Source organism: Streptomyces sp. SAI-135 (assembly GCF_029893805.1).
In the GTDB taxonomy this organism is placed as follows: Bacteria; Actinomycetota; Actinomycetes; order Streptomycetales; family Streptomycetaceae; genus Streptomyces.
This window is the reverse complement of record NZ_JARXYP010000002.1, coordinates 5,558,561-5,582,317: the sequence shown is the minus strand read 5'-3', so window position 1 is coordinate 5,582,317 and position 23,757 is coordinate 5,558,561. Positions and strand designations below refer to the sequence as shown.

Genomic DNA, 23,757 nt, shown 5'->3' with positions numbered 1-23,757 from the left:
GTTCCTACTTGAAACGCAGGGCCTTCATGAGCCGCAGGCTCCTGCTCATGAACTGGGCGTACTTCTCGTCGTCCATCCCCATCGACGGTGCCATCGGGAGCAGTCGCTGCTGGGCGATCGTCTGGGCCTCGGTGTACTTGAGGATGCCCTCGGAGCCGTGCCGGCGGCCGAGGCCGGAGTCCTTCATGCCGCCCATCGGGGACTGGACGCTGCCGTAGGCGGAGGCGTATCCCTCGTTGACGTTGACGGTGCCGGCGCGCACCCGGGAGGCGATCTCGCGGCCCCGCTTGCCGTCCTTCGTCCACACCGAGGAGTTCAGGCCGTACGGCGTGGAGTTGGCGAGCTCGACGGCCTCGTCCTCGGTCTTGAAGCGGTAGACCGAGACGACCGGGCCGAAGGTCTCCTCGGCGCAGACCGCCATCGGCTCGGTGACGCCGTCGAGGATGGTCGGCTCGAAGAAGTACGGGCCGATGTCCGGGCGGGCGACACCGCCGGCGACGACCTTGGCGCCCTTCTCGACGGCCTCCTCGACGTGCCGGGTGACCGTCTCCAGCTGCCGCTCCCCCACCAGCGAGCCCATGTCGGCGCCGTAGGCGAGGGACGTGCCGAGGCGCATGGCCCGGGTGCGGGCGGCGAAGCGCTCCAGGAAGGCGTCCGCTATGGACTCGTGGACGTACAACCGCTCGATGGAGATGCAGAGTTGGCCGGCGGAGGAGAAGCAGGCGCGCACGGCACCGGCGGCGGCCTTCTCGATGTCGGCGTCCTCCAGGACCAGCATGGCGTTCTTGCCGCCGAGTTCGAGGGACACGCCGACCAGCCGGGCCGCGGCGCCCTGGGCGACCTCGCGCCCGGTGCGGGTGGAGCCCGTGAAGGAGACGTAGTCGGCGTGCCGGACGACCTCGGGGCCGACGACGGGACCGTCACCGAGGACGATCTGGAAGACCTCGGCGGGCAGGCCGGCCTCGACCAGCAGGTCCCGCGCCCACAGGGCGGTCAGGCAGGTCTCGGTGTCCGGCTTCATGACGACGGCGTTGCCCGCGGCGAAGGCGGGGAGCGCGTCGCCGACGGACAGTTCGAGCGGGTAGTTCCAGGGGGCGATCTGGCCGACGACGCCGCGCGCGTGGCGCAGTTCGGTGACCTTGGTGAGGGTGGGCACGGCCCCGGTGTGCCGCTTCGGCCTCAGATAGGCGGGCGCCTTGCGGCCGTAGTGGCGGGCCGCGACCGCGACTGCCTGCACTTCCTCGTGTGCGTGCAGCCGGGCCTTGCCGGTCTCCAGCTGGATGAGGTCGAGGACTTCGGCCTGGCGCTCCAGGATCAGGTCGTGGAAGCGGAGCAGGACGGCCGCGCGCTGCCGTACGGGGGTCTGCTCCCACACCGCCTGCGCACGGCGGGCCGCCGCGAAGGCCTTCTCCACGTCCTCGGGGGTGGACTCGGGCAGGTCGGCCAGCTTCTCGCCGGTGAACGGCGTGTGGTTGGCGGTACGTCCGGACCCGGTCACCCCCTTGGTGAGCTGGGCGACCAGCTCCGGGGTGACCACGTCGGCCGCGGTACGGGCGCCCTCCGGGGCGGGGGCGAGGGGGTTCGTGCCGGTCTGGGCCGGGGCCTGCGCGTCCGTCATGAGCCGCAGGGTATTCCGCAGCGGGGGCTTTGGGTACCCGTCGGTAACGGAGCTCACGGCATACACACATCTTGCCAGTGATGACTGGCGAGGAATGTGCTGATCAGCGGGTTGGACGCGAGACGATCAGCCGCGCTCGGGTTTTTTCTGGAGCAGGAGTCCGAGGGCGGTCAGGGCGGTGAGGCGACGGGGTTCGGGCGGGTCCGGCGCGGGGGAGGCGGGTGCGGCGAGGTGCGGTGGGGTGACCGTGCCGGCGCCGGCAGCGGCCTCCAGCGGAGGGTGGGACTCACGCGTCGGCCGTGCCCACTCCGGCACACCCGCACCGGCGATCCCGGCGAGGACCGCGGCCACTTCCCCGGCCACCGGGCGCGCTGCGGGCTCGTGGGCGAGGAGCCCGTCCAGCAGCTCCTCCATGGCAGCGTCCGGCGCCTCCCCCACCGCGGCCCGGAGCACCGCGCCCAACGACCACAGATCGGAGGCGGGCCCGGCACCGGGCCCCGACGCGCACTCCGGTGCGAGGAACCCGGCGGAGGTCTCCCGGCCGCCGCCCCCGATCCCGAGGTCGGTCACGACGACCCGTCCGGTCCCCGCTTCCAGGAGCACGTTGGCCGGCTTGAGGTCGCGGTGCACGATGCCTGCCCCGTGGGCGGCGTGCAGGGCGCCGAGGACGGCGAGCCCGATCCCGGCGGCCTCGCCGCCGGGCAGCGGCCCCCGCGAGGCGAGCACCGAGCCCAACGACTCCCCCTCCACCAACTCCATGACGACCCAGGGCAGTTCGTCGTCGACGAGGACGTCATGGATGGCGACGGCGGCCGGATCGTCGACCCGCGCGGCGGCCCGGGCCTCGTGCGCGAGCCGCTGCACCGCCCGCCGCCGTTCCTCCTCCTCGGCCTCCTCGCCCGGCCGGAGTTCCTTGACGGCGACCTGCCGCCCCTCCCGCTCGTCGAGGGCCCGCCACACGGTGCCGTGGGGTCCGGACCCGATACGCCCGACAAGCCGGTAACGCCCGTCGAGCAGACGTCCGTCGGCCGAGTGTTCGCCGTCTTCACTCATGGCACATGAGTACCGTGCGCGTCATGCCCTTGTCTAAGCGGCGGGCTCAGGCGCCGGACTCCGGCAGGCGCAGCCGGATGACGGGGTCGTCGCCCCGGGGCTCCGCCGACATACGGACGACGGTCCCCTGAAAGGTGCTGTAGGGCCACTCCTCGGTGCTGTCGGGCTCCGCGCCGAAGCCTGTCACGAAGCCGCGCAGGATCCACCCCGGGCCGTCGTGGCCCAGCACCCGCGTGGTCTGACGGTCCTTGCCGGGAGGTCCCTGGACCCGTACGACGGCCTGGAGTTCGGGCCCCGCGGGGCCGACGCGTTCCTCCGCGGAGCCGCCCCAGCTGCGGATCGTACGGGCCAGGTCCTCACGGACGGTCGCCCATGAGGTGTCCCCGAGCGCACGGAACGCCTGGAGCTGAATCGCGGTGGCCCGGCCGCGGATGAGGGTGACACCGACGGGGGCGCCGTCCTTGCGCGACGGATTCAGCTCGATCTTCAGACCGGGCTCCGTCGGCACCAACAGGCCGCCCAGATCGATCAGTTCGACATCGCGGGGCCGACGGTCGTCGCTCTCGTCCCACGGTCCGACGGCAAGACAGCTCTCCTCCGCTGCCTCCAGCAGGGCGTCCACCGCTTCGTCGGACAGCGGCTCCTCGGCGATCACGGAGGCCAGCAGCTCCAGCAGCCGGTCGAGGGTGATCAGGTCCCGGCGGGAGGTCTCCGGGGCCGCGGCCGCGTCCCCCAGCAGGGTCCTGACCATCAGCCGCGCTTCCTCCTCGTCCAGTCCGCGCACCGGACGACCGAGGTCGTTCCGGCCGTCCTCCTCACGCAGTTTAAGGAGCATCTGAAGGGCGACCAGCAGCACGCGCCCCGCGGTCATCCGGTCCCAGACGTCGAACTCCGCACGCTCCGCGCTCTCCGTCGCGACGAACCCGTCGCGCCGGAACTGCGCGACCACGGCCCGTGCCGCGCTGCTCGCCTCACCCAGAGGTCGGTCGGCGTCAGGCATCGGTGCCCCCCGCTGCCAGGGACACCAGTTGGGTACGGCTGACCACTCCGGCGCACGTGTGGATCTCGTCGATCTCGCCCGCCAGATGGTCCGTGCCCCCGTCCCCGGTGCGCGTGCGGCCGATCTGGAGGTCGCCCGTCGGCGCCCAGCTGTCGACGCCCGCCACACTCGCGGTGTCGGCGGGGTATTCGTCACCCACGTACAGCCGCAGCTGGTCGGCCGCCTCGTCGTGAACCACCGCGAGGAAGTTGTCGCCGCCCGGGGGATTCTCGGGGAGACGGACATGCACGGCCGCCGAGAAGCCCGCGTCGGTCGGGGTGAGCGCGGTGGCCGTGGTGGCGTGGTCACCGTCGCCGTCGCCGTCGAGGAGCAGGTCGCCGTTGCCGAGCCACGCGTACCGGTACTCCACCACGTCCTCGGACGCGGAGTCGAGCACGAACGTGCGGTAACTGCCCACGCAGTCATGCCAGTTGCCGTCGTCCGGGTACTCCGTCGAGGTGACGACGGGAGCCTCGGGCGCCTCGACGTCCTCGGCCTCGGCCACACCCCCTGTGCCGCCGACGACGGGCAACGCGGCGGTTCCCACCGTCGCCGCACGCTTCCACACGTACTGTCGCACGATCCCTCCCCGGACCGGACCCCGTCGGCCCCAAGGAGAATGACCTTAACTGTGGCCGCTGACAACGCAATCGGCACGCGGCCGCCCCGCCCTCAGAGCCGGTCCACGCCCAGATTCGCCATGGCCGCCCGGGCCACCTCCCGCCCCCGCTCCGTGAAGTCCCCCTTGCCCGGATAACTGACCGTGAGCTTGTACATGTCGCCGGTGGAGGTGCGGTAGTAGAGGATCTGGACTTCGCGCGGCCGGGGGTTCTGGCTGTCCGTGGTGGTGTACGTGACCGTGTTCCCGGCGGCCTTCCTGCCCTGGTACGTCCTGTCCTCGGGCCGGGTCCTCGGCGCCTCGGGCATGCCGAGGTCGTAGTCGCCGCTCTCCTTGAACCTGCTGTCGTCGTCGTACATCTCGGCCGCCGCGGAGCCCGCGATGTTGTGTGCGGAGTCCTCGGCCCTCCGGTCCAGGCGCAGTCCGATCCAGATGCTGCCGCTGTAGTCGGAGTACGTGATCCAGTGGGCCTTGTCCGTCTTCCGGTCGGGCGTGGTGGGCTGGTAGTCCTCCGGCACCGCGAGGGTCGCGGCCACGTCCTTGGTGTGCTTCTTCGTCCAGCCGTCCGGCAGCGGCCCGGCGAAGGGGTCCGCGACCACCAGGTAGGCCGCCAGCGCGGCCGCGACGACCGCCGCGCCGAGCCCGAGCCACGCCTTGCGGCCCAGCCGGAGACCGCCGCCCACCGGCACCTCGACGGTCCGCACGATCTGGGTCGGCTCCGGGGCGGGCGGGTTGGCGGTGGCCTCCAGGAGCGCCCTGACCTGCGCCGCGTTCGGCCGCAGCGCGGGGTCCTTCTGGAGGAGGCCGTTGATGGCGTCGGCCAGGGGGCCCAGCGCCGGGGCCGGCGGGGCGGGCGTGGCGTTGAGGACGGACTGAAGAGTCGCGGGAGTGTTGCTGCGGCGGAACGGCGAGACGCCCTCGGTCGCCGCGTACAGGACGACACCGAGGGACCAGAGGTCGGAGGCGGGACCGGGACGCTGGCCCAGGACCCGCTCGGGGGCGATGAACTCGGGCGAGCCGACGAAGCCGCCGGTGTCGGTCAGACTGGTCTCGCCCTCGATCTGCGCGATGCCGAAGTCGGTGAGGACGACCCGGTCGTGGCGGCCGAGCAGGACGTTGTCCGGTTTCACATCCCTGTGCAGGATGCCCGCCGCGTGCGCGGCCTCCAGCGCGCCCAGCACCGCAAGGCCGATTCTCGCCGCTTCCCGCGCCCCGAGCGTGCCCTCCCGCAACACGTCGCCCAGCGAACGGCCCCGCACCAGCTCCATCACGATCCACGGCCGGCCGTCCACGACCGCCACGTCGTGCACGTTCACGACCCCGGGGTGGTCGAGCCGGGCCGCGGCGCGCGCCTCCCGCCGCATGCGCTCGAAGGCGTTGCCGCGTTCGCGTTCAGGAAGATGGTCAGGGACTCTGGGCTCCTTGACGGCCACCTCGCGGTCCACGGTCTCGTCCTTGGCACGCCACACCGTGCCCATGCCGCCGTGCCCGAGCTTGGCGAGCAGCCGGTAACGGCCCGCGATGAGCCGGCCCACTCCCGACTCCGGCTGAGGGGGCCTGGGAGGTTGCAGAACATAACTCGTCGTCTCGTCGGACTCATGGCCGACTCCCCCGCTGCTGCTCATGGGTTCATCCATATCGCGCCAGACCCGCGGGCATCCAGAGGTGACGCATTCCGGTCACACACCCGTGACGTACCTCTACGGCACCGTGAACGTGTCGACGGCCACGTCGAAGTGCTCCCTGGCCTCCCGTGCCTTCCCCACCGGCGCCGACACCCACACGTCGTACAGCCGTCCGTTCTCCTCCCAGCACATGTCATAGGTGTGCCGGGCGCCCTCCGCGGCGCTGAAGCCGTCCCAGGTGAACTCCCAGAGCGCGGCGGGGTGTCCGCGGTGCGTGAGCGAGGTGACCCGGCCGTCGCGGTAACCGGGGTTGGCCTCCGGGCCCTTGGCGGCCGCGCGCCGCATCACGCCCAGCGGGCCGCCGGGTTGGGGGTCGGTGACCTTGATTCCGAGGCGGAAGGTCTCCCCGGCCGACAGGTAGAAGACCCGCTCCCCCTGCGGCTCACGGGTGAACCCCTCGGGCACGGCTAGCGCGAACCCGGCGGGGTCCCGGACGGCGTGGTACCCGGAGGGGGCGGAGGGCAGGCTCGCGGAGGGGAGGGTCTCGGTGGGGGCGGGCCCCGTCGTCGCGCCGGATCCGCTCGCCGGCGTTCCGGGCGCTGAACCTCCCGTCGCCGAACCTCCCGTCGCCGCACCGCTCTCCGCCGTGCCGCCGTCCTGCCCGCCCCGGTCCGTCCACAGCACCGCCGCCGACGCCCCGGCCCCCACCAGGACCGCGGCCAGCAGCGCCGCCGTGAGCACGCTCCGCCTCGATCCCAAGGCCGCCGTCAGCCCACGGCTCCTCGCCCCCTGCGGCGCCGGGGACCGTCGTGGCTCGAGGTCCCGCCGGGTCGGCGGGTACGCCCGCTCGGGCGTGCGGCCCGTGTCCAGGAAGGCCCGCAGCATCCGCTCGGCCTCCACCGCGTCCAGCCGCCGTTCGGGATCCCGCTCCAGCAGGCCCCGTACGACCGGAAGGAGGGGCGCGGCCTGCGCGGGCGGCCGGATCTCGTCGATGACGACGGCGTGCAGGATGCCGCCCAACGAGTCGCGCCGGAACGGCGATTCGCCGCTCAGGGCCGTGCACAGCAGCGCGCCCAGCGACCACAGGTCGGCCTCCGGGCCGGTCCTGACACCCGACATGCGCTCGGGCGCGGTGTACTCGGGTGAGCCGACGAAGGAGCCGGTCTCGGTGAGGGTGGTGGCGCCCGCGACCTGGGCGATGCCGAAGTCGGTGAGGACGACCCGCCCGGTGCCGGACTCCACGAGGACGTTGGCGGGCTTGATGTCCCGGTGCAGTACCCCGGCCGCGTGGGCCGCGCGCAGGGCGCTCAGCAGGTCGGCGCCGATCCTGGCGGCCTCGGCGGCGTCGACCGGGCCGTGCGCGGAGATCCGGTCGGCGAGGGAGCCGCCGTCGATCAACTCCATGACGATGTAAGGCCGTTCGTCCTGCTCGACGACGTCGTGGACCACCATGATGTGCGGGTGGCTCAGCCGCGCGACCGCTCCGGCCTCCCGCAGGGTGCGGTCACGCTGGAGCCGGGCGTCCTCGGCGGAGAGCGTCTCGTCGAGGGGGATCTCCTTGACGGCGACCTGCCGGCCGAGCAGCTGGTCGGTCGCCCGCCACACCACGCCCATGCCGCCGCGCCCGATCCTCGCCTCCAGGCGGTAGCGGCCCGCGATCACACGGAAAGTGTCCCCCTCGGTCCCCATGCGCCCCATCATGCCGCAGCGGACGGATGCCCTCCGGGGCGGTGACCGGCCAACTCCGTCAGCTGTTCGGCTCGCTCCAGCCCTGGAGCACCGCCGTGAACTGCTTGCTGGTGGTCGGCCAGCTCTCCTCGGGCGCCGACATGTAGATCACGTACTCGACGCCGTCCCGGGACATGTACGTCTCCTCCACGGCCCGGCGCGGTCCGGGGAAGGCGATGTCCTTGGCCAGCGCGGTCCAGGTGTACTCCCAGCGGGAGCCCGGCCGGTCCCGGTAGGTGTTCCTGGCCATGCCGACGCGGTGGTAGTCCTTGAGGTCCTGGATCTGCCGTTCCAGGTCGCGCTGGTGCTCGTAGGGGTCGATGAAGTCCGGCGAGGTGTCGACGGCGATCCGGACGAAGTGCTTGCCCTCGTCCGGCGAGTAGTCGATCTGGGTCAGCCCGTCGGCGGGGGTGCCGAACACCGAGCGCTCCCAGCCTTTGGGCAGGTTGACGCTGAAGCCCACGGGGTCCTCGTAGCGCTCCCAGCCGGCCGGAACCCCGTCCGTGCCCGTGCTGGTGCTCGTGCTCGGCGACGGGCTGGGCGAAGGGCTCGACGAGGCCGAGGTGCCGCCCGTCTGCCGCCCCTCGTCCCACTTCTGCAACGCGACCGCGGTCCCGGCGCTGACGACCGCGGCGAGCGCGACCACGAGCGCGACGGAACGCAGCCGGCGGCGCCTGGGCGGAGCCGCCGGGGCCGTGCCGGTGTGGTGCGGGGGCCCGATGACGGTGGGGGCGGGGGCCTGGGCGTACGGGCCACCCGGGTGGTACGTCGGACCCGAACCCGCGGAGTACGACGGCCCCGTGGCCGAGGGATACGACGTACCGCCGACCGGGGTGCCCGTGGTCGGGGCGCCGAGCCCGCGGTGGGTCTCGCTGCGGAAACCGCTGTGGGGCCCGCCGGGGGAACCACTGTGCGCCCCCGGCTCGTGGTGGGAACCCCCGTACTGCGTGGGCACATACGCCTGGGCCGCGCTCGGCCGCCGTCCCTCCGCCGCCTCGGCGAGCATCTGCTCGGCCTCGGCCGCCTCGGGCCGCACGGCGGGGTCCTTGTGCAGCAGGGCGGCGATGACCGGCCCGAGCGGACCGGCGTTGCGCGGCTCGGCGGGTTCCTCGTCCACGACGGCCTGCATGGTGGTCAGCGGGGTCGTGCGGCGGAACGGCGACCGCCCCTCGACCGCCGTGTACAGCGTGGCCCCGAGCGCCCACAGGTCCGCGGACGGGCCGGGATCGGCGCCGCGGACGCGCTCGGGGGCGAGGTAGTCGACCGAGCCGACGACCTCTCCGGTGCGGGTGATGGTGGTGTCGCCCTCGATCTGGGCGATCCCGAAGTCGGTGAGCAGGACACGGCCGTCCCGCGCGAGAAGGACGTTGCCGGGTTTCACATCCCTGTGCAGGACCCCGGCGGAGTGCGCGGCCCGCAGGGCGCGCAGCACCCACATCCCGATCCGGGCCGCCTCACGCGCCTCGATCCGGCCGTCCTCCTTGACGGCGTCCGCCAGCGAGCGGCCCTCGACCAGCTCCATCACGATCCAGGGCCGGCCGTCGTGGTCGAGCACGTCGTGCACGGTGACGACGGCCGAGTGGTTGATCCGGGCGGCCGCGCGCGCCTCGGCACGGGTACGGGCGAGCAGGACGGCCTGGTCGCTCTCGGAAACGTAGAGCGCCGCGGTCAGCTCCTTGATCGCCACGGCCCGGTGCAGCACCTCGTCGTGGGCACGCCAGACCCGGCCCATGCCGCCCTTGCCTATCGGGTCGGCGAGCCGGTAGCGCCCCGCGAGGAGCAGGCCCTGCATCTGATTCACGTTTCCCCGCAATGCTCTTGACGCAGTCAGACTAAGGACCGGCCCGCGCCGAGGGGAACCAGGGGGGCGTCAAGGAGACCTCACTGTGACGGTTGTCGCTTCCGCGAAGTACGGGTGAACCCGCGCCGCCGCCACGGCGTCCGTCAGCCGGTCACCTGGTAGGTGGCCGACGCCTGCTCGTACAGCCGGGTCACCTCGTCGCGCTCCGCCTCGGGTCCGCGCACCTGCACGACGTGGTACTTCCCGCCCATCAGGATCGCGAGATTGCGCACGTACAGCTCGCGTCCGTCGTCGGCGGTCCAGGTGAACTGCCCCTCGGCCATGCTCCTGGTGCCCACCTGGATGGACTTCAGCCCGGTGGCGGTGGCCCAGCTGGAGTCGCGGTACGGCTGGAGCTCGGGCTCCTTCTCGCGCTGGTACACCATCGGATCGCCGCCGTTCGCGGCGGAGGTGTCCCGCCCGGGGACGACGATCAGCTCGAAGCCGCCGTGCGAATAGACCACCTGGCCGCGGCCGTTCCTCGGCGTGCGGTCCCAGCCGGCCGCCACGGCGACCTTGAAGCCCTCGGCGTCGGTGCGCAGGGTGAAGCCGTCGGCGACCTCGGGCCCGGCGGTCTGGGTCTCGGCGGCACCGCTGGACTGCGACGGCCCGGGAGTGGTCGGACTCGGGCCGGCCGACTCGGGTCCGGGCCCGCTGCCGGCCCCCGGGGACCGGTCCGGACCCGCCTGACTGGTGGAACCGGTCTCCTGCGCGGTGCCCTTGGCGTCGGAGCCCGCCTTCGGCATGAAGTACATGGCGTACGCGATCGCCGCGGCCATCACCAGCAGGATGAGCAGCAGCAGATTGCGGCCCAGGCGGCGCGGCGAGGGAGCGGCCTCCTCGCGGGCCCGCTTGTGCCGTCCGTGCGTCGCGGGCAGCCCGGCGCGCCGCCTGCGCACCAACTCACCCCGGCGCCGCACGATCGGCAGCCGGCTCGCGTCCACGGGCGGGGCGGCGACGACATGGACGCCGGCCTCCGGCTCGGGCGCGGACCGCACCAAGGAGCGCAGCCAGCCGCGCAGTTCCTCGAAGTCCAGCCGCTCGGTCGGGTCCTGCCGCAACAGCGACTCCACGACCGGCCTGAGCGGTCCGCACTCCTCCGCGAAGGCGGGCGGCTCGGCGCACACCAGCTGCACCAGCTCGGCCGTCGACTCCTCGGGGTAGGGCGCGTGCCCCTGGACGGCCCGGAACAACAGCGCGCCCAGCGCCCACAGATCGGTCGCGGGCCCGATGGGCGCGGCAAGCTGCCAGTTCTCGTGCACCGGTCCGGCCTGCTCCGGCGCCCATCGCTCGGTGACGGGCCCGACCACGGCCATCCGGGCCTGCCGCGCCCGCTCGGCGGCGAGCGCGGTGGTGGGGCCGCGGCGGGCGGGGGCGTCGCTCGGCGGCAGGTCCTCCCAGCGGCTGGGCGCGGGCACCCGGTCCACGGCGGGCACGGCGTCGGCGACGGGCCCCTCGCCCACGGTCCCCGCACCCCCGCCGCGCGGCACGGCACCGTGCCAGGGGGTGGGCCGCACTCCGTAGGGGTCCACCACCCGCCCAGGGGCCCCGGCCCCGGGCCCCTGCTCGACACCGCCCAGCGCCGGATACGGCGACTGCGCAAGGCCGTCGGCCGCCGGGTACGGCGACTGCGGCACACCGCTCCCCGACGGATACGGCGACAGCTCCACCCCGTCCGGCGCCGGGTACGGCGACTGCGGCCTGCCGTTGGTCTGTACGGCGGGGTCGGCGCCCCGCGTTCGCGCGGCGGGGTCGGCATCCGGTGCCGGGCGGGCTCCGGGCAGGGCGGCCCTGCCGTTCTGCGCCTCCTGGACGCGGGCCGCGGCCCGTGCGCCCGCGCGGTACGCGGCGATCGCCCCGGCCCGCGCCGCCCGGATGTCCGTACCGCCGTCGGGCTCCTGGCGGACGAGCTCGGCCGACGTGCCGGTGCCGTTCGCCGCCTCCACACCGGCGCTGGGCAGCCCACGGGACTCCCGCGCCTCGATCGCGGCCCGCCGGGCGGCCTCGGGATCCCCGCCGCCGAAGGTGACGGCACCGCCCGGGCCCGGCCCGGTGCTCCGGGCGCCCAGCCCGAAGGCCGCACCGGTACCGCCGTTCCCGAGACCCGTACGAGCACCGCCCGCTGCGCCGGTTGCCTCGGCACCACCGGTCCTCCCGCCCCCAGCGCCGACCGGACCCGCGGACTGCCCGGGCACCAGGTGCCCACCGGGAACTGCGCCTCCGCCGGCCCCACGGCCCGGGTCGTCCTCCGCCCCGGCCGCGAACTCCCCGCTGCCGGAGCCCCATTCCCCCGCCTCGGCCGGCACCGGGTCATAGCCGCACAGTGCCTCCTCGGCCGCGCCGACCGCGAGGCCGGTCAGCATGACCCGGCCGTCGTCGCAGACGAGGACCGTGCGGGCGGTGATGTTGCGGTGCACCCAGCCGTGGGCGTGCAGCACCCGCAGCGCCATGAGCACGTCGGAGGCGACCTCGGCAGCCCGGTACGGCGTCAGCGGCTTCTCGGCGAGCAGGGCCGCCAGCGGCCGCGCGGCCACCAACTCGCTGACCACCCACAGCGAACCGCCCTCGGCGAACACGTCGAAGACCTGGTCGAGGCGCGGATGGTCGGGGATCCGGGCGGCGGCCTGCGCGGCCTCCACGGCCCGTCGCACGGCGGGTTCGGTGGGCCGGCGCGCGCCCCGCCGCCCCGGGGTGCGCCGCGCACCCTCGGGGTCCCGGGCGGTGAACCCGTCGGGCAGTCCCTCCGCGTCGAGCACCTCCGCCTCGACGACCTCGGGCAACGGGACCTGCCTGACCAGGACTTCCTGCCCGCTGTAGGTGTCGAAGGCGCGGGTCTCGGTGAGTTCGTACTCGTCGGACGGAGGCAGCGGCAGGCGGTAGCGGTCGGCGAGCACCCGACCCGCATAGTCGTCCACGTTGCCTCCCCCGGCCGTCCGGTTGGTCAATTCCGTTCGCCTCGTGGCCCGTTCCCTGTCCGAACCTGGATGCGGACGGTCCACGAACACTCACGATACGTGCCGGAGGCAACCCGCAAAGAGGGGATTCCAGATCTCAGGGCCCAAACACATGACCGTTTACCGCACAGCGCTTCACGACTTCGGTTCGAAGGTGCGAGCAAGCGTCTGCCATGTGTCCTTGCGCAGCTCAGTGCCCCAGTTCGCGGCTTTCGCGGTGTACATCAAGGCATATCCGAGATGGTCGTTGACGACGAATCCACGGTCGATCGTCCGGTACTTCGTCCCACCGTCCACATAGGTGAACTCCCAGTCCGCCGCGTTCCAGCCCCGGTAGTCCACCTTCTCTATTCGGATCCTGGTGTACTGCGAGCGGCGCATGCCCTGTTCCTGGTTCTCCCAGTCCGCCACCGGGTCGCCCTTGGGAGTGCTGGTCCAGGCGACGAGCAGCTTCTGCCCGTCGGGCCCGGTGAACCGGTCGCCCGCGGAACTGCTGGTCTGGAACTTCCACCCCTTGGGCAGCCCGATCGAGTAGCCCTGACTCCCCTGGTGCGTCGAGGCCACCGAACCGTCGTCTGCGGAGCCCCCGCCACCGGAGGATCCTGCCGAACTCCGGCCGCTCTCCTCGGTACTCGGCGTGTTCGCGGACCCCGCGCCCGGTTCCGAGGAGGAGGAGGAGCCGCCGGTGGATCCGTCGGTGCGGGTGCCCCCGCTCTTGTCCTCCTTGGTGTCGGCACTGGAGCTCGCGCTCGCCGTCACCCCGGTGCCGCCGCCCTTGGCCCCGTCGCTGCCGTCGTCCCCGCCGAGGGTCAGCGCCAGCACGGTACCGATGGCCGCCAGCGCCACGACCACCGCGATGATCACCAGCGTCCGCCGCGGCACCACGTCGGTCAGCGGCGCCCGCGGCACCGGCCTCGGCGCCAGGTCCGGCGGCGGCGTCATCACGGGCCATCCCGAACTCCGCCCGCCCGAGGCGGCGTCGGTCTGCCGCGTCTTCCCGTCCCGGACCCCGGCCGCCCCTTTCATGGCCGATGTCGTGGCCGACGTCGAAGCCGCCGCGTCGGCCGCACCCTTCTCCCGAGACGGGGTGGACGCGGAGGACGCCGAGGACGCGGAGGACGCCGAGGAATCCGGAGAGTTCACAGCGGCCGCAGCAGCCGGGGAGGCCGAAGCAGCGTCGGCACCCTGGGCAGGCACCTTCCCGCCACCCGCACCCGAACCGGCACCCGCACCCGCACCAGACACGCCCGCACCCGCAGCACCCGAACCGGCCTTGCCGCTCCCGGACTTGCCGTTCCCCGACTTGGCGCGGGCCGCGGCCGCGGACGTCGCCGCCGCTCCCGCGGCCTTGCGCACGGAACGCAGCGCCCCGCGCAGCCGCTCCCCGCCTGCCCGCTCCGGCGGCTGCGCCGGCAACGGCACCACCCGGGTCGCGTCAGCCGCCGGCTCCGGCTCGGCCGCCTTCGGCTCGGGCGCGTGGAGTACCGCGGTGAGCATGGCCCGCGCGCGGCTGTCGTCGAGGCGCTGGGCGGGATCCTTGGCGAGCAGGCCGTAGATGACGTCCTTGAGCGGACCCGCGTTCTTCGGCTCCTCCAACGGCTCGGTCATCACCGCCGTGAGGGTCGCGATCGCGGACCCCTTGTCGTACGGCGGAGCGCCCTCCACCGCCGCGTACAGCAGCCCGCCGAGCGACCACAGGTCGGCAGCGGGGCCCGGCTTGTGCCCACGGGCCCGCTCCGGGGAGATGTAGGAAGGGGCCCCGACGAGCATGCCGGTGGAGGTGATGGACGGGTCGCCCTCGACCTGGGCGATGCCGAAGTCGGTGAGCACGACCCGGCCGTCCTCGGAGATCAGCACGTTGGAGGGTTTCACGTCCCGGTGCAGGATGCCCTCGCGGTGCGCGGACCTGAGCACGTCGAGGATCGCGAGACCGACCTCTGCCGCACGCTTGGGCTCCAGCAGCCCGTCCTCCCGGATGACCTCGGCGAGCGACTTGCCCTCGACGAGCTCCATCACGATCCACGGCCGGTCGTCCTCGTCGACCACGTCGTACACGGTCACCGCGCTGGTGTTGCGGATCCGCGCGATCGCCTTGGCCTCCCGCAGCGTGCGCGTGATCAGCCGGCGCTTCTCGTCCTCGTCGATGCTGGACGGGAACCGGAGTTCCTTGACGGCCACCGTCCTGCCCAGGGTCTCGTCCTCGGCGCGCCACACCGTGCCCATGCCTCCGCGGCCGAGCACTCCTCCCAGCCGGTACCGCCCGGCGAGGAGACGCTCGCTCTCGTCCTGCCGGGATGCTCCCGCCCGCTCCGCGTCCGACATGCGTCCCCTCATGAACCCGCCCTGACAGAGCCTCCATTGTCCCTCACCCGACAAGTGCCCGACGCCCAGGGTGCCCCTGACTCCGCCTCGCCCGCGCCACGGCCCGGCGAGGTCGGCGCACAGGTCCCGTCGGCCCACGGCCACCCTCAACACACAGTTCCCACCCGCTTACAGTTCCCTCACCCCCGAGGACACCGGCCTCTCTCACCCCCCTTCCGCACCCAGCCCCCGCGCCGCCCTCACACCCACCGCAGCCCGACCTGCGCGCCACGGCACACACCCCGCACGGACCGACCCCGTGAACGGCCCGAACGGACCGAACGGACCGAACGGCCCGACCACACGGGCAGCACGCAGAGACCGACCACATCGGCCCACGCCGGCTATGCGGACCGCACCGGCCATGCAGGCCAGGCCGACCGCGCAGACCAACGCCGTCGAGCACGAAGACCTCTCACCGGGCCGCCCCCCTCCCCCCTCCCCCCCTCCCCCTCCCCCCGGCCGACCCGCGATCCCACAGCCCGAGCACATGAACTGCCCTCACGACCCGGCCCCACCGACCACCCCCGGACCGCCTGACGATTCCGCTGCCCGACCGTGCATGATGGCCCCCGACAAGGGAGGATCCGCGATGCCGCCACTTCGGGCACTACTGGCCGTCCCGGTCTCCCTGCTCCTGATCGCCCTGGCCCCGGCAGCCTCCCCGGCCCCCGCCGTCCTCGCGCTCCCGCCCTCGAACGCGCTGCTCCCGCGGCTGGTCACGCAGGGCGGTGCCCCCGCCGCGGCGCTCCTGGCCCGGGAGCGGAGCGGGACCCGTTACGCCGAGGCGGGCCCGGGAATCGCCCGCGTCGACCACTTCCGCGCCGGCAGCATCACCAAGACCTTCATCGCGACGGTCGTCCTCCAACTGGCCGCGGAACACCGGCTGGAGCTGTCCGACACGGTGGAGCAGCACCTGCCCGGCCTGGTGCACGGAGCGGGCAACGACGGCCGCGCGCTGACCCTGCGCGCCCTGCTCACCCACACCAGCGGCCTGCACGACTTCACCACGGACACCCGGGGCCTGGTGCCCCTCACTCCGGTCCAGGCCGTCCGTATCGCTCTCACCCACCCCCCGGCCGACCGCGGCCGCTACTCCTACTCCAACACCAACTACGTCCTGCTCGGCATGGTGATCCGGCAGGTCACCGGCGACTCCTACGCCACCGAGGCCGAGCGGCGGATCATCGCCCCGCTGCGCCTGACGGCCACCTCCTTTCCCGGTTCGCGCACGTCCCTCCCCTCCCCGCACGGCCGCGCCTACACCACCGACGGGTCCGACATCACCGCGCTCGACCCGCGGGTGGCCGGAGCCGCGGGTGAGCTGGTGAGCACCCTCGCCGACCTGGACCGCTTCTACGCGGCACTGCTCGGCGGCCGGCTGCTGTCCCCGTACTGGCTGCACGAGATGACGGACACCCGCACCGCACACGGCCTGTACGGCATGGGGCTGTTCCCGGTGAAGCTGCCGTGCGGCACGACGGTGTGGGGGCACAACGGCCGCATCACCGGCAGCTACGTGCGCACCGCAGCCACGGTCGGCGGCCGTCGCGTCCTCACCTTCCGCGTGAACACGACGTCGGTCGCAGACCCCGACCTCGAAACGGCCCTGCTCGCCGCCGAGTTCTGCCCCCGCACCACGTAGAACGACCGGGTTCCGAACGGAGATCCCGTCCCACGACACTCGTTCGAGTGATGTGGGGCGACCGCCGAACCCGGTCCTGCCGGACTACAGCGGCACGATGTCCGGCGCCCCCAACCGCGCCGCGTCGGCGGTCAGGTCGTCCGGCTGCCGCTGCGACTCCCGCTCCGCCTCCACCCGCTTCTCGTAGTGCTCGACCTCGCGCTCGATGTGGTCCTTGTCCCAGCCCAGCACCGGCGCCATCAGCTCGGCGGCCTCGCGGGCGGAGCGCACGCCCCGGTCGAAGGTCTCGATGGAGATCCGGGTGCGCCGGGTCAGGACGTCGTCCAGGTGCCGCGCGCCCTCGTGCGAGGCGGCGTAGACGATCTCGGCGCGCAGATAGTCGTCGGCCGCCTGCATCGGCTCGCCCAGCGTGGCGTCCGCGGCGATGAGCTCGAGGACCTCCTCCGCAAGGCTGCCGTACCGATTCAGCAGGTGCTCGACCCGGGCGACATGAAGCCCGGTGCGCGCGGCGATGCGCGCCCGCGCGTTCCACAGCGCCCGGTAGCCCTCGGCGCCCAGCAGCGGTACGTCCTCCGTGACGCATGCGGCGACCCGGGTGTCCAGCCCGTGCACCGCCTCGTCCACGGCGTCCTTGGCCATCACCCGGTAGGTCGTGTACTTGCCGCCCGCCACGACGACGAGCCCCGGCACCGGGTGTGCGACGGTGTGCTCGCGGGAGAGCTTGCTGGTGGCGTCCGACTCACCGGCGAGCAGGGGCCTGAGGCCCGCGTACACCCCCTGCACGTCGTCCCGGGTCAGCGGCACCGCGAGCACCGAGTTCACGTGCTCCAGCAGGTAGTCGATGTCCGCGCTGGAGGCGGCCGGGTGGGCCTTGTCGAGGTCCCAGTCGGTGTCGGTGGTGCCGATGATCCAGTGCCGGCCCCAGGGGATGACGAACAGCACGGACTTCTCGGTGCGCAGGATCAGCCCGGTCGAGGAGTGGATGCGGTCCTTGGGCACGACGAGGTGGATGCCCTTGGAGGCGCGGACGTGGAACTGCCCCCGCTCGCCGACCATCGCCTGGGTGTCGTCGGTCCACACCCCGGTCGCGTTGACCACCTGCTTGGCGCGGATCTCGTACTCCCCGCCCGCCTCCACGTCCTGCACCCGGGCGCCGACCACCCGCTCGCCCTCCCGCAGGAACCCGGTCACCCGGGCGCGGTTGGCGGTCCTGGCGCCGTAGGCGGTCGCCGTGCGTACGAGCGTGGCCACGAAGCGGGCGTCGTCCATCTGGGCGTCGTAGTACTGAAGCGCCCCGACCAGCGCGTCCTTCTTCAAGGCAGGTGCGACACGCAGGGCGTGACGCTGGCTCAGGTGCCGGTGCCCGGGCAGTCCCCTGCCGTGCCCGCGGGCCATCGACATGGCGTCGTAGAGCGCGACGCCCGAGCCGGCGTACCAGCGCTCCCAGCCCTTGTGCTGCAAGGGGTACAGGAAGGGCACGGGTTTCACGAGATGGGGGGCGAGCCGCTCGAGGAGCAGTCCGCGCTCCTTCAACGCCTCGCGCACGAGCGCGAAGTCGAGCATCTCCAGATAGCGCAGGCCGCCGTGGATCAGCTTGCTGGAGCGGCTCGAGGTGCCCGACGCCCAGTCACGCGCCTCGACCAGCCCCACGGACAGGCCCCGGGTCACCGCGTCGAGGGCGGTGCCGGCACCGACCACGCCGGCTCCCACCACCAGGATGTCCAGTTCGCGCTCGGCCATTGCTGCGAGTGACTCGGCGCGCTGCGCCGGCCCCAGTGTCGCTGTCCTCACCACTGCTGCCTCCAGCTGTAGATCGCACCGGTCACCGTCCAGGGCCGGATCTTCCTTGAGGAGTGGCCCGGTCCGTATCCCCCATGCCCAAATTCTGACCGGCTTGCCCGACTTCAGCCACCAGTCGCCCTCAGCCTGTGGATAACTTTCACCGCCGCGTAGGCCAAAGCTCACAACCCCACAGGAAGACACACGGAATCAATCCCGTATTTCGGTCATATTTACTCCTAGTCTGACATTGCGCTCGCTCGTCCAGTCCACAGGGCTTGCGCACCTGTCCCGCTTCGGTTACTGGGAAGGACGGCCCACGCCATGCCCGCAGATCTCGCCGTGATCGGACTCGGTCCCTACGGACTGCCCCTGGCCCAGGCCGCTGTCGCCGCCGGCATCTCCACCCTCGGCTACCGCACCGGCCCCGAGGCCGGCTCCCTCAGCCCCGCCGAACTGCGCCGGATGCTCTCGGGGGGCTTCCGGACGGCAGCGGGACCGGCCGAACTCGGCCGCGTCCGCACGGCGGTCATCTGTGCGCCGACTCCGGCGGGCCCGGACGGCGGCCTGGACCTGAGCCAGGTGGAGGCGGCGGCCCGCACGTTGAGCACACACCTGCGCCCGCACACCACCGTCATCCTGGAGTCCCCCGTCCCGCCGGGCACCACCGAGGAATTCCTGCGCCCGCTGCTCGAGGAGGGCTCGGGCCTGCGCGCGGGCCGCGACTTCCACCTCGCGTACTCGCCCACCCGCGTGGACCCCGGCAACCGCGACTTCACGCCCGCCAACACCCCCAAGGTGATCGGTGGCCTCACGCCCGCGTGCACGGAGTCGGCGGCCGCCTTCTACTCGCGTCTCACCGACAAGGTGGTACGCGCGCGTGGCCCGCGCGAGGCGGAGACGGTCCAGCTCCTGGAGACCAACTTCCGGCACGTCAACATCGCCCTCGTCAACGAGATGGCCGTCGTCTGCCACGACCTCGGCGTCGACCTCTGGGACGTCATCCGCTGCGCGGAGACCAAGCCGTTCGGCTTCCAGGCGTTCCGCCCCGGCCCCGGCGTCGGCGGCCACGCGATCCCCCGCGACCTCAGCGGGGCCGGCCGCTCCCTGCGCATGGTCGAACTCGCCCGGCAGGTCAACGACCAGATGCCGCGCTACGTCGTCCAGCGCGCCGCGGCCCTCCTCAACGAGCACGGCAAGTCGGCCCGCGCCGCCCGCGTCCTGCTGCTCGGCGTCACCTACAAGCCCGACCTCGCCGACCAGCAGGCCACCCCGGCCCAGGAGGTCGCCGTACGCCTGATGGAACTCGGCGCCTGCGTCAGCTACCACGACCCCCACGTCCCGTCCTGGAGCGTCCTGGACCGCCCGGTCCCGCGCGCGGACTCCCTCTACGAGGCGGCGGCCGACGCGGACCTGACGATCCTGCTCCAGCAGCACCGCACGTACGACCTCCAGGGCCTGTCGGTGAAGGCCCAGCTGCTGCTGGACACGCGCGGGGCCACGCCCACGGGGGCGGCGCATCGGCTGTGAAGGGAGGCGCGGGTGCGGCGGGCTCCGGGCTGATGGCACGCGGGGCGCGACGCGGGTACCTCACAGAGAGAGGTCGGGCCGGTCACTCCGTGATCCGTCCACGAGCCTGCCGCAGTCCCCTCCACGGCCCCTGGGCTTCGTGGGGGCGACCGCTCGCCAGCCCAGGGCACACAACAGGCCGGCCACCCCACCCGGGATGACCGGCCCTCAAGCCGCCGTGAGCCCGGCCGCTACCGCTTGTGCTGCGAGTCCGCCACCGTGACCTCGACGCGCTGGAACTCCTTGAGCTCGCTGTAGCCGGTCGTGGCCATCGCCCGCCTCAGCGCACCGAAGAAGTTCATCGAGCCGTCCGGGATGTGCGACGGGCCGGTGAGGATCTCCTCGATGGTGCCGACGGTGCCGAGGTCGACCTTCTTGCCGCGCGGCAGCTCCTCGTTGACGGCCTCCATGCCCCAGTGGTGACCGCGACCGGGCCCGTCGGTGGCGCGGGCCAGCGGGGAGCCCATCATCACGGCGTCCGCGCCGCAGGCGATCGCCTTGGGGAGGTCGCCGGACCAGCCGACACCGCCGTCGGCGATCACGTGCACGTACCGGCCGCCGGACTCGTCCATGTAGTCACGGCGGGCCGCGGCGACATCGGCCACGGCGGTCGCCATGGGCACCTGGATGCCGAGCACGTTCCTGGTCGTGTGCGCCGCGCCGCCGCCGAAGCCGACCAGGACGCCGGCCGCGCCGGTGCGCATGAGGTGCAGGGCGGCCGTGTAGGTGGCGCAGCCGCCGACGATCACCGGGACGTCGAGCTCGTAGATGAACTGCTTCAGGTTCAGCGGCTCGTGCGAACCCGAGACGTGCTCCGCCGAGACCGTGGTCCCGCGGATGACGAAGATGTCCACACCCGCGTCCACGACGGCCTTGGAGAACTGCGCCGTGCGCTGCGGGGAGAGCGCGGCGGCCGTGATCACACCGGAGTCGCGCACCTCCTTGATGCGCGCGCCGATCAGCTCCTCCTTGATGGGGGCGGAGTAGATCTCCTGGAGCCGCCGGGTCGCCGTCTCGGAGTCCAGGCCGACGATCTCGTCGAGCAGCGGCTGCGGGTCCTCGTGCCGCGTCCACAGGCCTTCGAGGTTCAGCACGCCGAGGCCGCCGAGCTCGCCGATGCGGATCGCGGTGGCCGGGGAGACGACCGAGTCCATGGGGGCGGCCAGGAACGGCAGCTCGAAGCGGTAGGCGTCGATCTGCCAGGCGATCGAGACCTCCTTCGGGTCGCGCGTACGACGGCTGGGGACGACGGCGATGTCGTCGAAGGCGTACGCCCGGCGGCCGCGCTTGCCGCGCCCGATCTCGATCTCAGTCACGTGTGTGGCCTTTCCCTGATGCGTTGCAGCGCCTTCCAGTATCCCCGACGGGTACGACAAGGGCGGCCCCGGATGCTCCCGGAGCCGCCCTCACGCGCGCGTGGCTTTCAGCAAAGGCTCACTTACGGCTGTAGTTCGGCGCCTCGACCGTCATCTGGATGTCGTGCGGGTGCGACTCCTTCAGACCCGCCGAGGTGATCCGCACGAAACGGCCCTTGGACTCCATCTCGTCGATGGTGGCCGCGCCCACGTAGCCCATGGTCTGGCGCAGGCCGCCGACGAGCTGGTGCAGGACGCTGGAGAGCGGGCCGCGGTAGGGCACCTGGCCCTCGATGCCCTCGGGCACGAGCTTGTCGTCGGAGCCGACCTCGGCCTGGAAGTAGCGGTCCTTCGAGTACGACTTCGCCTGGCCGCGCGACTGCATGGCACCGAGCGAGCCCATGCCGCGGTACGACTTGAACTGCTTGCCGTTGATGAACTGGAGCTCGCCGGGCGACTCCTCGCAACCCGCCAGGAGCGAGCCCAGCATCACGGTGTCGGCGCCGGCGGCGAGCGCCTTGCCGATGTCGCCGGAGTACTGCAGGCCGCCGTCGCCGATCAGCGGGATGCCGGCCGGGCGGGCGGCGAGGGAGGCCTCGTAGATCGCGGTGACCTGCGGGACGCCGATGCCGGCGACGACACGGGTCGTACAGATGGAGCCCGGTCCGACGCCGACCTTGATGCCGTCGACACCGGCGTCGATGAGGGCCTGGGCGCCGTCACGCGTGGCGACGTTGCCGCCGATCACGTCGACGCCGACGCTCGACTTGATCTTCGACATCCAGCTCAGCGCGTTGCTGTTGTGGCCGTGCGAGGTGTCGACGACGAGGAAGTCCACCCCGGCCTCGGCGAGCGCCTGGGCCCGCTCCAGGGCCTCGGGGCTGGCGCCGACGGCGGCACCGACGAGGAGGCGGCCCTCGGCGTCCTTGGCGGCGTTGGGGTACTTCTCCGCCTTGACGAAGTCCTTGACGGTGATGAGGCCCTTGAGGACACCCGCCTCGTCGACCAGGGGGAGCTTCTCGATCTTGTGGCGGCGCAGCAGCTCCATGGCGTCGGTGCCGGAGATGCCGACCTGGCCGGTGACCAGCGGCATCGGCGTCATGACCTCGCGCACCTGGCGGCTGCGGTCCGACTCGAAGGCCATGTCACGGTTGGTGACGATGCCGAGGAGCTTGCCGGCCGGGTCGGTGACCGGAACGCCGCTGATGCGGAACTTGGCGCACAGCGCGTCGGCCTCGGCGAGGGTCGCCTCGGGGTGCACGGTGATGGGGTCGGTGACCATGCCGGACTCGGACCGCTTCACCAGGTCGACCTGGTTGACCTGGTCCTCGACGGAGAGGTTGCGGTGCAGCACGCCGACGCCGCCGAGGCGGGCCATCGCGATGGCCATGCGGGACTCGGTCACCTTGTCCATGGCGGCCGAGAGCAGCGGGATGTTGACCCGGACATTGCGGGAGATGCGGGACGAGGTGTCGACCGCGTTGGGGAGCACCTCGGACGCTCCCGGCAGCAGCAGCACGTCGTCGTAGGTCAGCCCGAGCGTCGCGAATTTGTCAGGCACTCCGTCGACGTTTGCAGTCATGACACCTTCCCCAATGGCCTTGATCGGTGCGGATGTCCATGCTAACGGGAAGCAAGGGTGGCAAATTCCACCGATTCCACGGTCCGGACCCGCTCCGGGCTTCGTATGTTCGTACGGAAGCGGCGCGCCGCCCGTTCAGGAGCGCGCCCTGTCCAGTGGGCCCCGCCTGCGCGCCCTACTGCTCGGCCAGCGCCCGCAGTCTGCTCAGCGCCCGGTGCTGCGCCACACGGACCGCGCCGGGTGACATTCCCAACATCTGACCCGTCTCCTCCGCCGTCAACCCCACGGCGATCCGCAGCAGCAGCAGCTCGCGCTGGTTCTCGGGGAGGTTGGCCAGCAGTTTCTTGGCCCACTCGGCATCACTGCTGAGCAGCGCCCGCTCCTCGGGGCCGAGCGAGTCGTCGGGCCGCTCGGGCATCTCGTCGGAGGGGACCGCCGTCGAACCGGGGTGCCGCATGGCCGCGCGCTGCAGGTCGGCGACCTTGTGGGCGGCGATGGCGAAGACGAACGCCTCGAAGGGGCGGCCGGTGTCCCGGTAGCGCGGCAGGGCGAGGAGGACGGCTACGCAGACCTCCTGCGCGAGGTCCTCAACGAAGTGCCGGGCGTCACCCGGAAGACGGGACAGCCGGGTGCGGCAGTAGCGCAGGGCCAGTGGGTGGACATGGGCGAGCAGGTCGTGCGTGGCCTGCTCGTCCCCTTCCACGGCACTGTGGACGAGCGCACCGATCGCCCCATGGGGATGAGCCGCCTCGTCGTCACGCATCGGTCCATGGTGCCCTGGCGTCGTTGGATCCGTGGCATCGCGCTGGTTGTTGTGCACCGAAGCGTTATGAGCAGGTGCGCCGGAACCCATACCCTGCGCCCTCCCCTTCCGCTCGACCGACTCGTCCCCGAGAGACTCCACAACTCAAGGATGCGGCATCCGCCGCGAAACAAGCAGCGGGGCGTCGAAGGGGCCGCCCGGCCGCGCCCCGTCAGGGGCGCGGAGAC

15 protein-coding genes are annotated in these 23,757 nt (G+C 72.6%); 2 read left to right on the top strand and 13 right to left on the bottom strand.

Annotated features, from left to right (window positions below):
- Positions 1 to 4: 4 nt before the first annotated feature.
- From M2163_RS29915 to M2163_RS29875, 9 genes are all read right to left on the bottom strand, one after another.
- The gene (locus M2163_RS29915) at positions 5 to 1,618 is read right to left on the bottom strand and encodes a succinic semialdehyde dehydrogenase (RefSeq protein ID WP_280849792.1); all 1,614 of its coding nucleotides are present in this window, start codon (positions 1,616 to 1,618) and stop codon (positions 5 to 7) included.
- Between the two features lie 126 nt (positions 1,619 to 1,744).
- Positions 1,745 to 2,671: a serine/threonine-protein kinase gene (locus M2163_RS29910; protein WP_280895522.1), complete on the bottom strand. Its 927-nt coding sequence runs from the start codon at positions 2,669 to 2,671 to the stop codon at positions 1,745 to 1,747.
- Positions 2,672 to 2,717: 46 nt separating this feature from the next.
- Positions 2,718 to 3,671, bottom strand: coding sequence for a DUF3710 domain-containing protein (locus M2163_RS29905; RefSeq protein ID WP_280895521.1), 954 nt, complete (start codon positions 3,669 to 3,671; stop codon positions 2,718 to 2,720).
- Positions 3,664 to 4,290 (bottom strand): hypothetical protein, encoded by a 627-nt coding sequence (locus M2163_RS29900; RefSeq protein ID WP_280895520.1) that lies wholly within the window; start codon positions 4,288 to 4,290, stop codon positions 3,664 to 3,666. Before M2163_RS29900 ends, M2163_RS29905 begins: the two co-directional genes overlap by 8 nt.
- A 92-nt stretch (positions 4,291 to 4,382) precedes the next feature.
- A complete protein-coding gene (locus tag M2163_RS29895) occupies positions 4,383 to 5,954 on the bottom strand; it encodes a serine/threonine-protein kinase (protein WP_280895519.1) in 1,572 nt (523 codons plus the stop codon).
- Between the two features lie 75 nt (positions 5,955 to 6,029).
- Positions 6,030 to 7,643: a serine/threonine-protein kinase gene (locus M2163_RS29890; protein ID WP_280895518.1), complete on the bottom strand. Its 1,614-nt coding sequence runs from the start codon at positions 7,641 to 7,643 to the stop codon at positions 6,030 to 6,032.
- Positions 7,644 to 7,701: 58 nt separating this feature from the next.
- Entirely contained in the window at positions 7,702 to 9,474 is a 1,773-nt protein-coding gene (locus tag M2163_RS29885; RefSeq protein ID WP_280897334.1) for a serine/threonine-protein kinase, read from the bottom strand.
- 152 nt (positions 9,475 to 9,626) lie between these two features.
- Positions 9,627 to 12,437: a protein kinase gene (locus M2163_RS29880; RefSeq protein WP_280849798.1), complete on the bottom strand. Its 2,811-nt coding sequence runs from the start codon at positions 12,435 to 12,437 to the stop codon at positions 9,627 to 9,629.
- A 174-nt stretch (positions 12,438 to 12,611) separates the two neighbouring features.
- Entirely contained in the window at positions 12,612 to 14,798 is a 2,187-nt protein-coding gene (locus M2163_RS29875; protein ID WP_280895517.1) for a serine/threonine-protein kinase, read from the bottom strand.
- A gap of 631 nt (positions 14,799 to 15,429) precedes the next feature.
- Between M2163_RS29875 and M2163_RS29870 the strand changes: the two genes are divergently transcribed.
- The gene (locus M2163_RS29870; RefSeq protein ID WP_280895516.1) at positions 15,430 to 16,482 is read left to right on the top strand and encodes a serine hydrolase domain-containing protein; all 1,053 of its coding nucleotides are present in this window, start codon (positions 15,430 to 15,432) and stop codon (positions 16,480 to 16,482) included.
- A gap of 84 nt (positions 16,483 to 16,566) precedes the next feature.
- Here M2163_RS29870 and M2163_RS29865 read toward each other — a convergent pair whose 3' ends face one another.
- On the bottom strand, positions 16,567 to 18,273 hold the full coding sequence (locus tag M2163_RS29865) for a glycerol-3-phosphate dehydrogenase/oxidase (protein ID WP_280849801.1): 1,707 nt from the start codon (positions 18,271 to 18,273) through the stop codon (positions 16,567 to 16,569).
- A gap of 312 nt (positions 18,274 to 18,585) precedes the next feature.
- On the opposite strand from M2163_RS29865, the gene M2163_RS29860 reads away from it, so the two are divergent.
- On the top strand, positions 18,586 to 19,791 hold the full coding sequence (locus M2163_RS29860; protein WP_280849802.1) for a nucleotide sugar dehydrogenase: 1,206 nt from the start codon (positions 18,586 to 18,588) through the stop codon (positions 19,789 to 19,791).
- A gap of 230 nt (positions 19,792 to 20,021) precedes the next feature.
- Here the strand turns inward: M2163_RS29860 and M2163_RS29855 are convergent, their stop codons facing one another.
- From M2163_RS29855 to M2163_RS29845, 3 genes are all read right to left on the bottom strand, one after another.
- Positions 20,022 to 21,146, bottom strand: coding sequence for a GuaB3 family IMP dehydrogenase-related protein (locus M2163_RS29855; RefSeq protein WP_280849803.1), 1,125 nt, complete (start codon positions 21,144 to 21,146; stop codon positions 20,022 to 20,024).
- Between the two features lie 118 nt (positions 21,147 to 21,264).
- A complete protein-coding gene (gene guaB, locus M2163_RS29850; RefSeq protein WP_280849804.1) occupies positions 21,265 to 22,767 on the bottom strand; it encodes an IMP dehydrogenase in 1,503 nt (500 codons plus the stop codon).
- Between the two features lie 175 nt (positions 22,768 to 22,942).
- Positions 22,943 to 23,530, bottom strand: coding sequence for a sigma-70 family RNA polymerase sigma factor (locus M2163_RS29845; RefSeq protein WP_007384137.1), 588 nt, complete (start codon positions 23,528 to 23,530; stop codon positions 22,943 to 22,945).
- Positions 23,531 to 23,757: the final 227 nt, after the last annotated feature.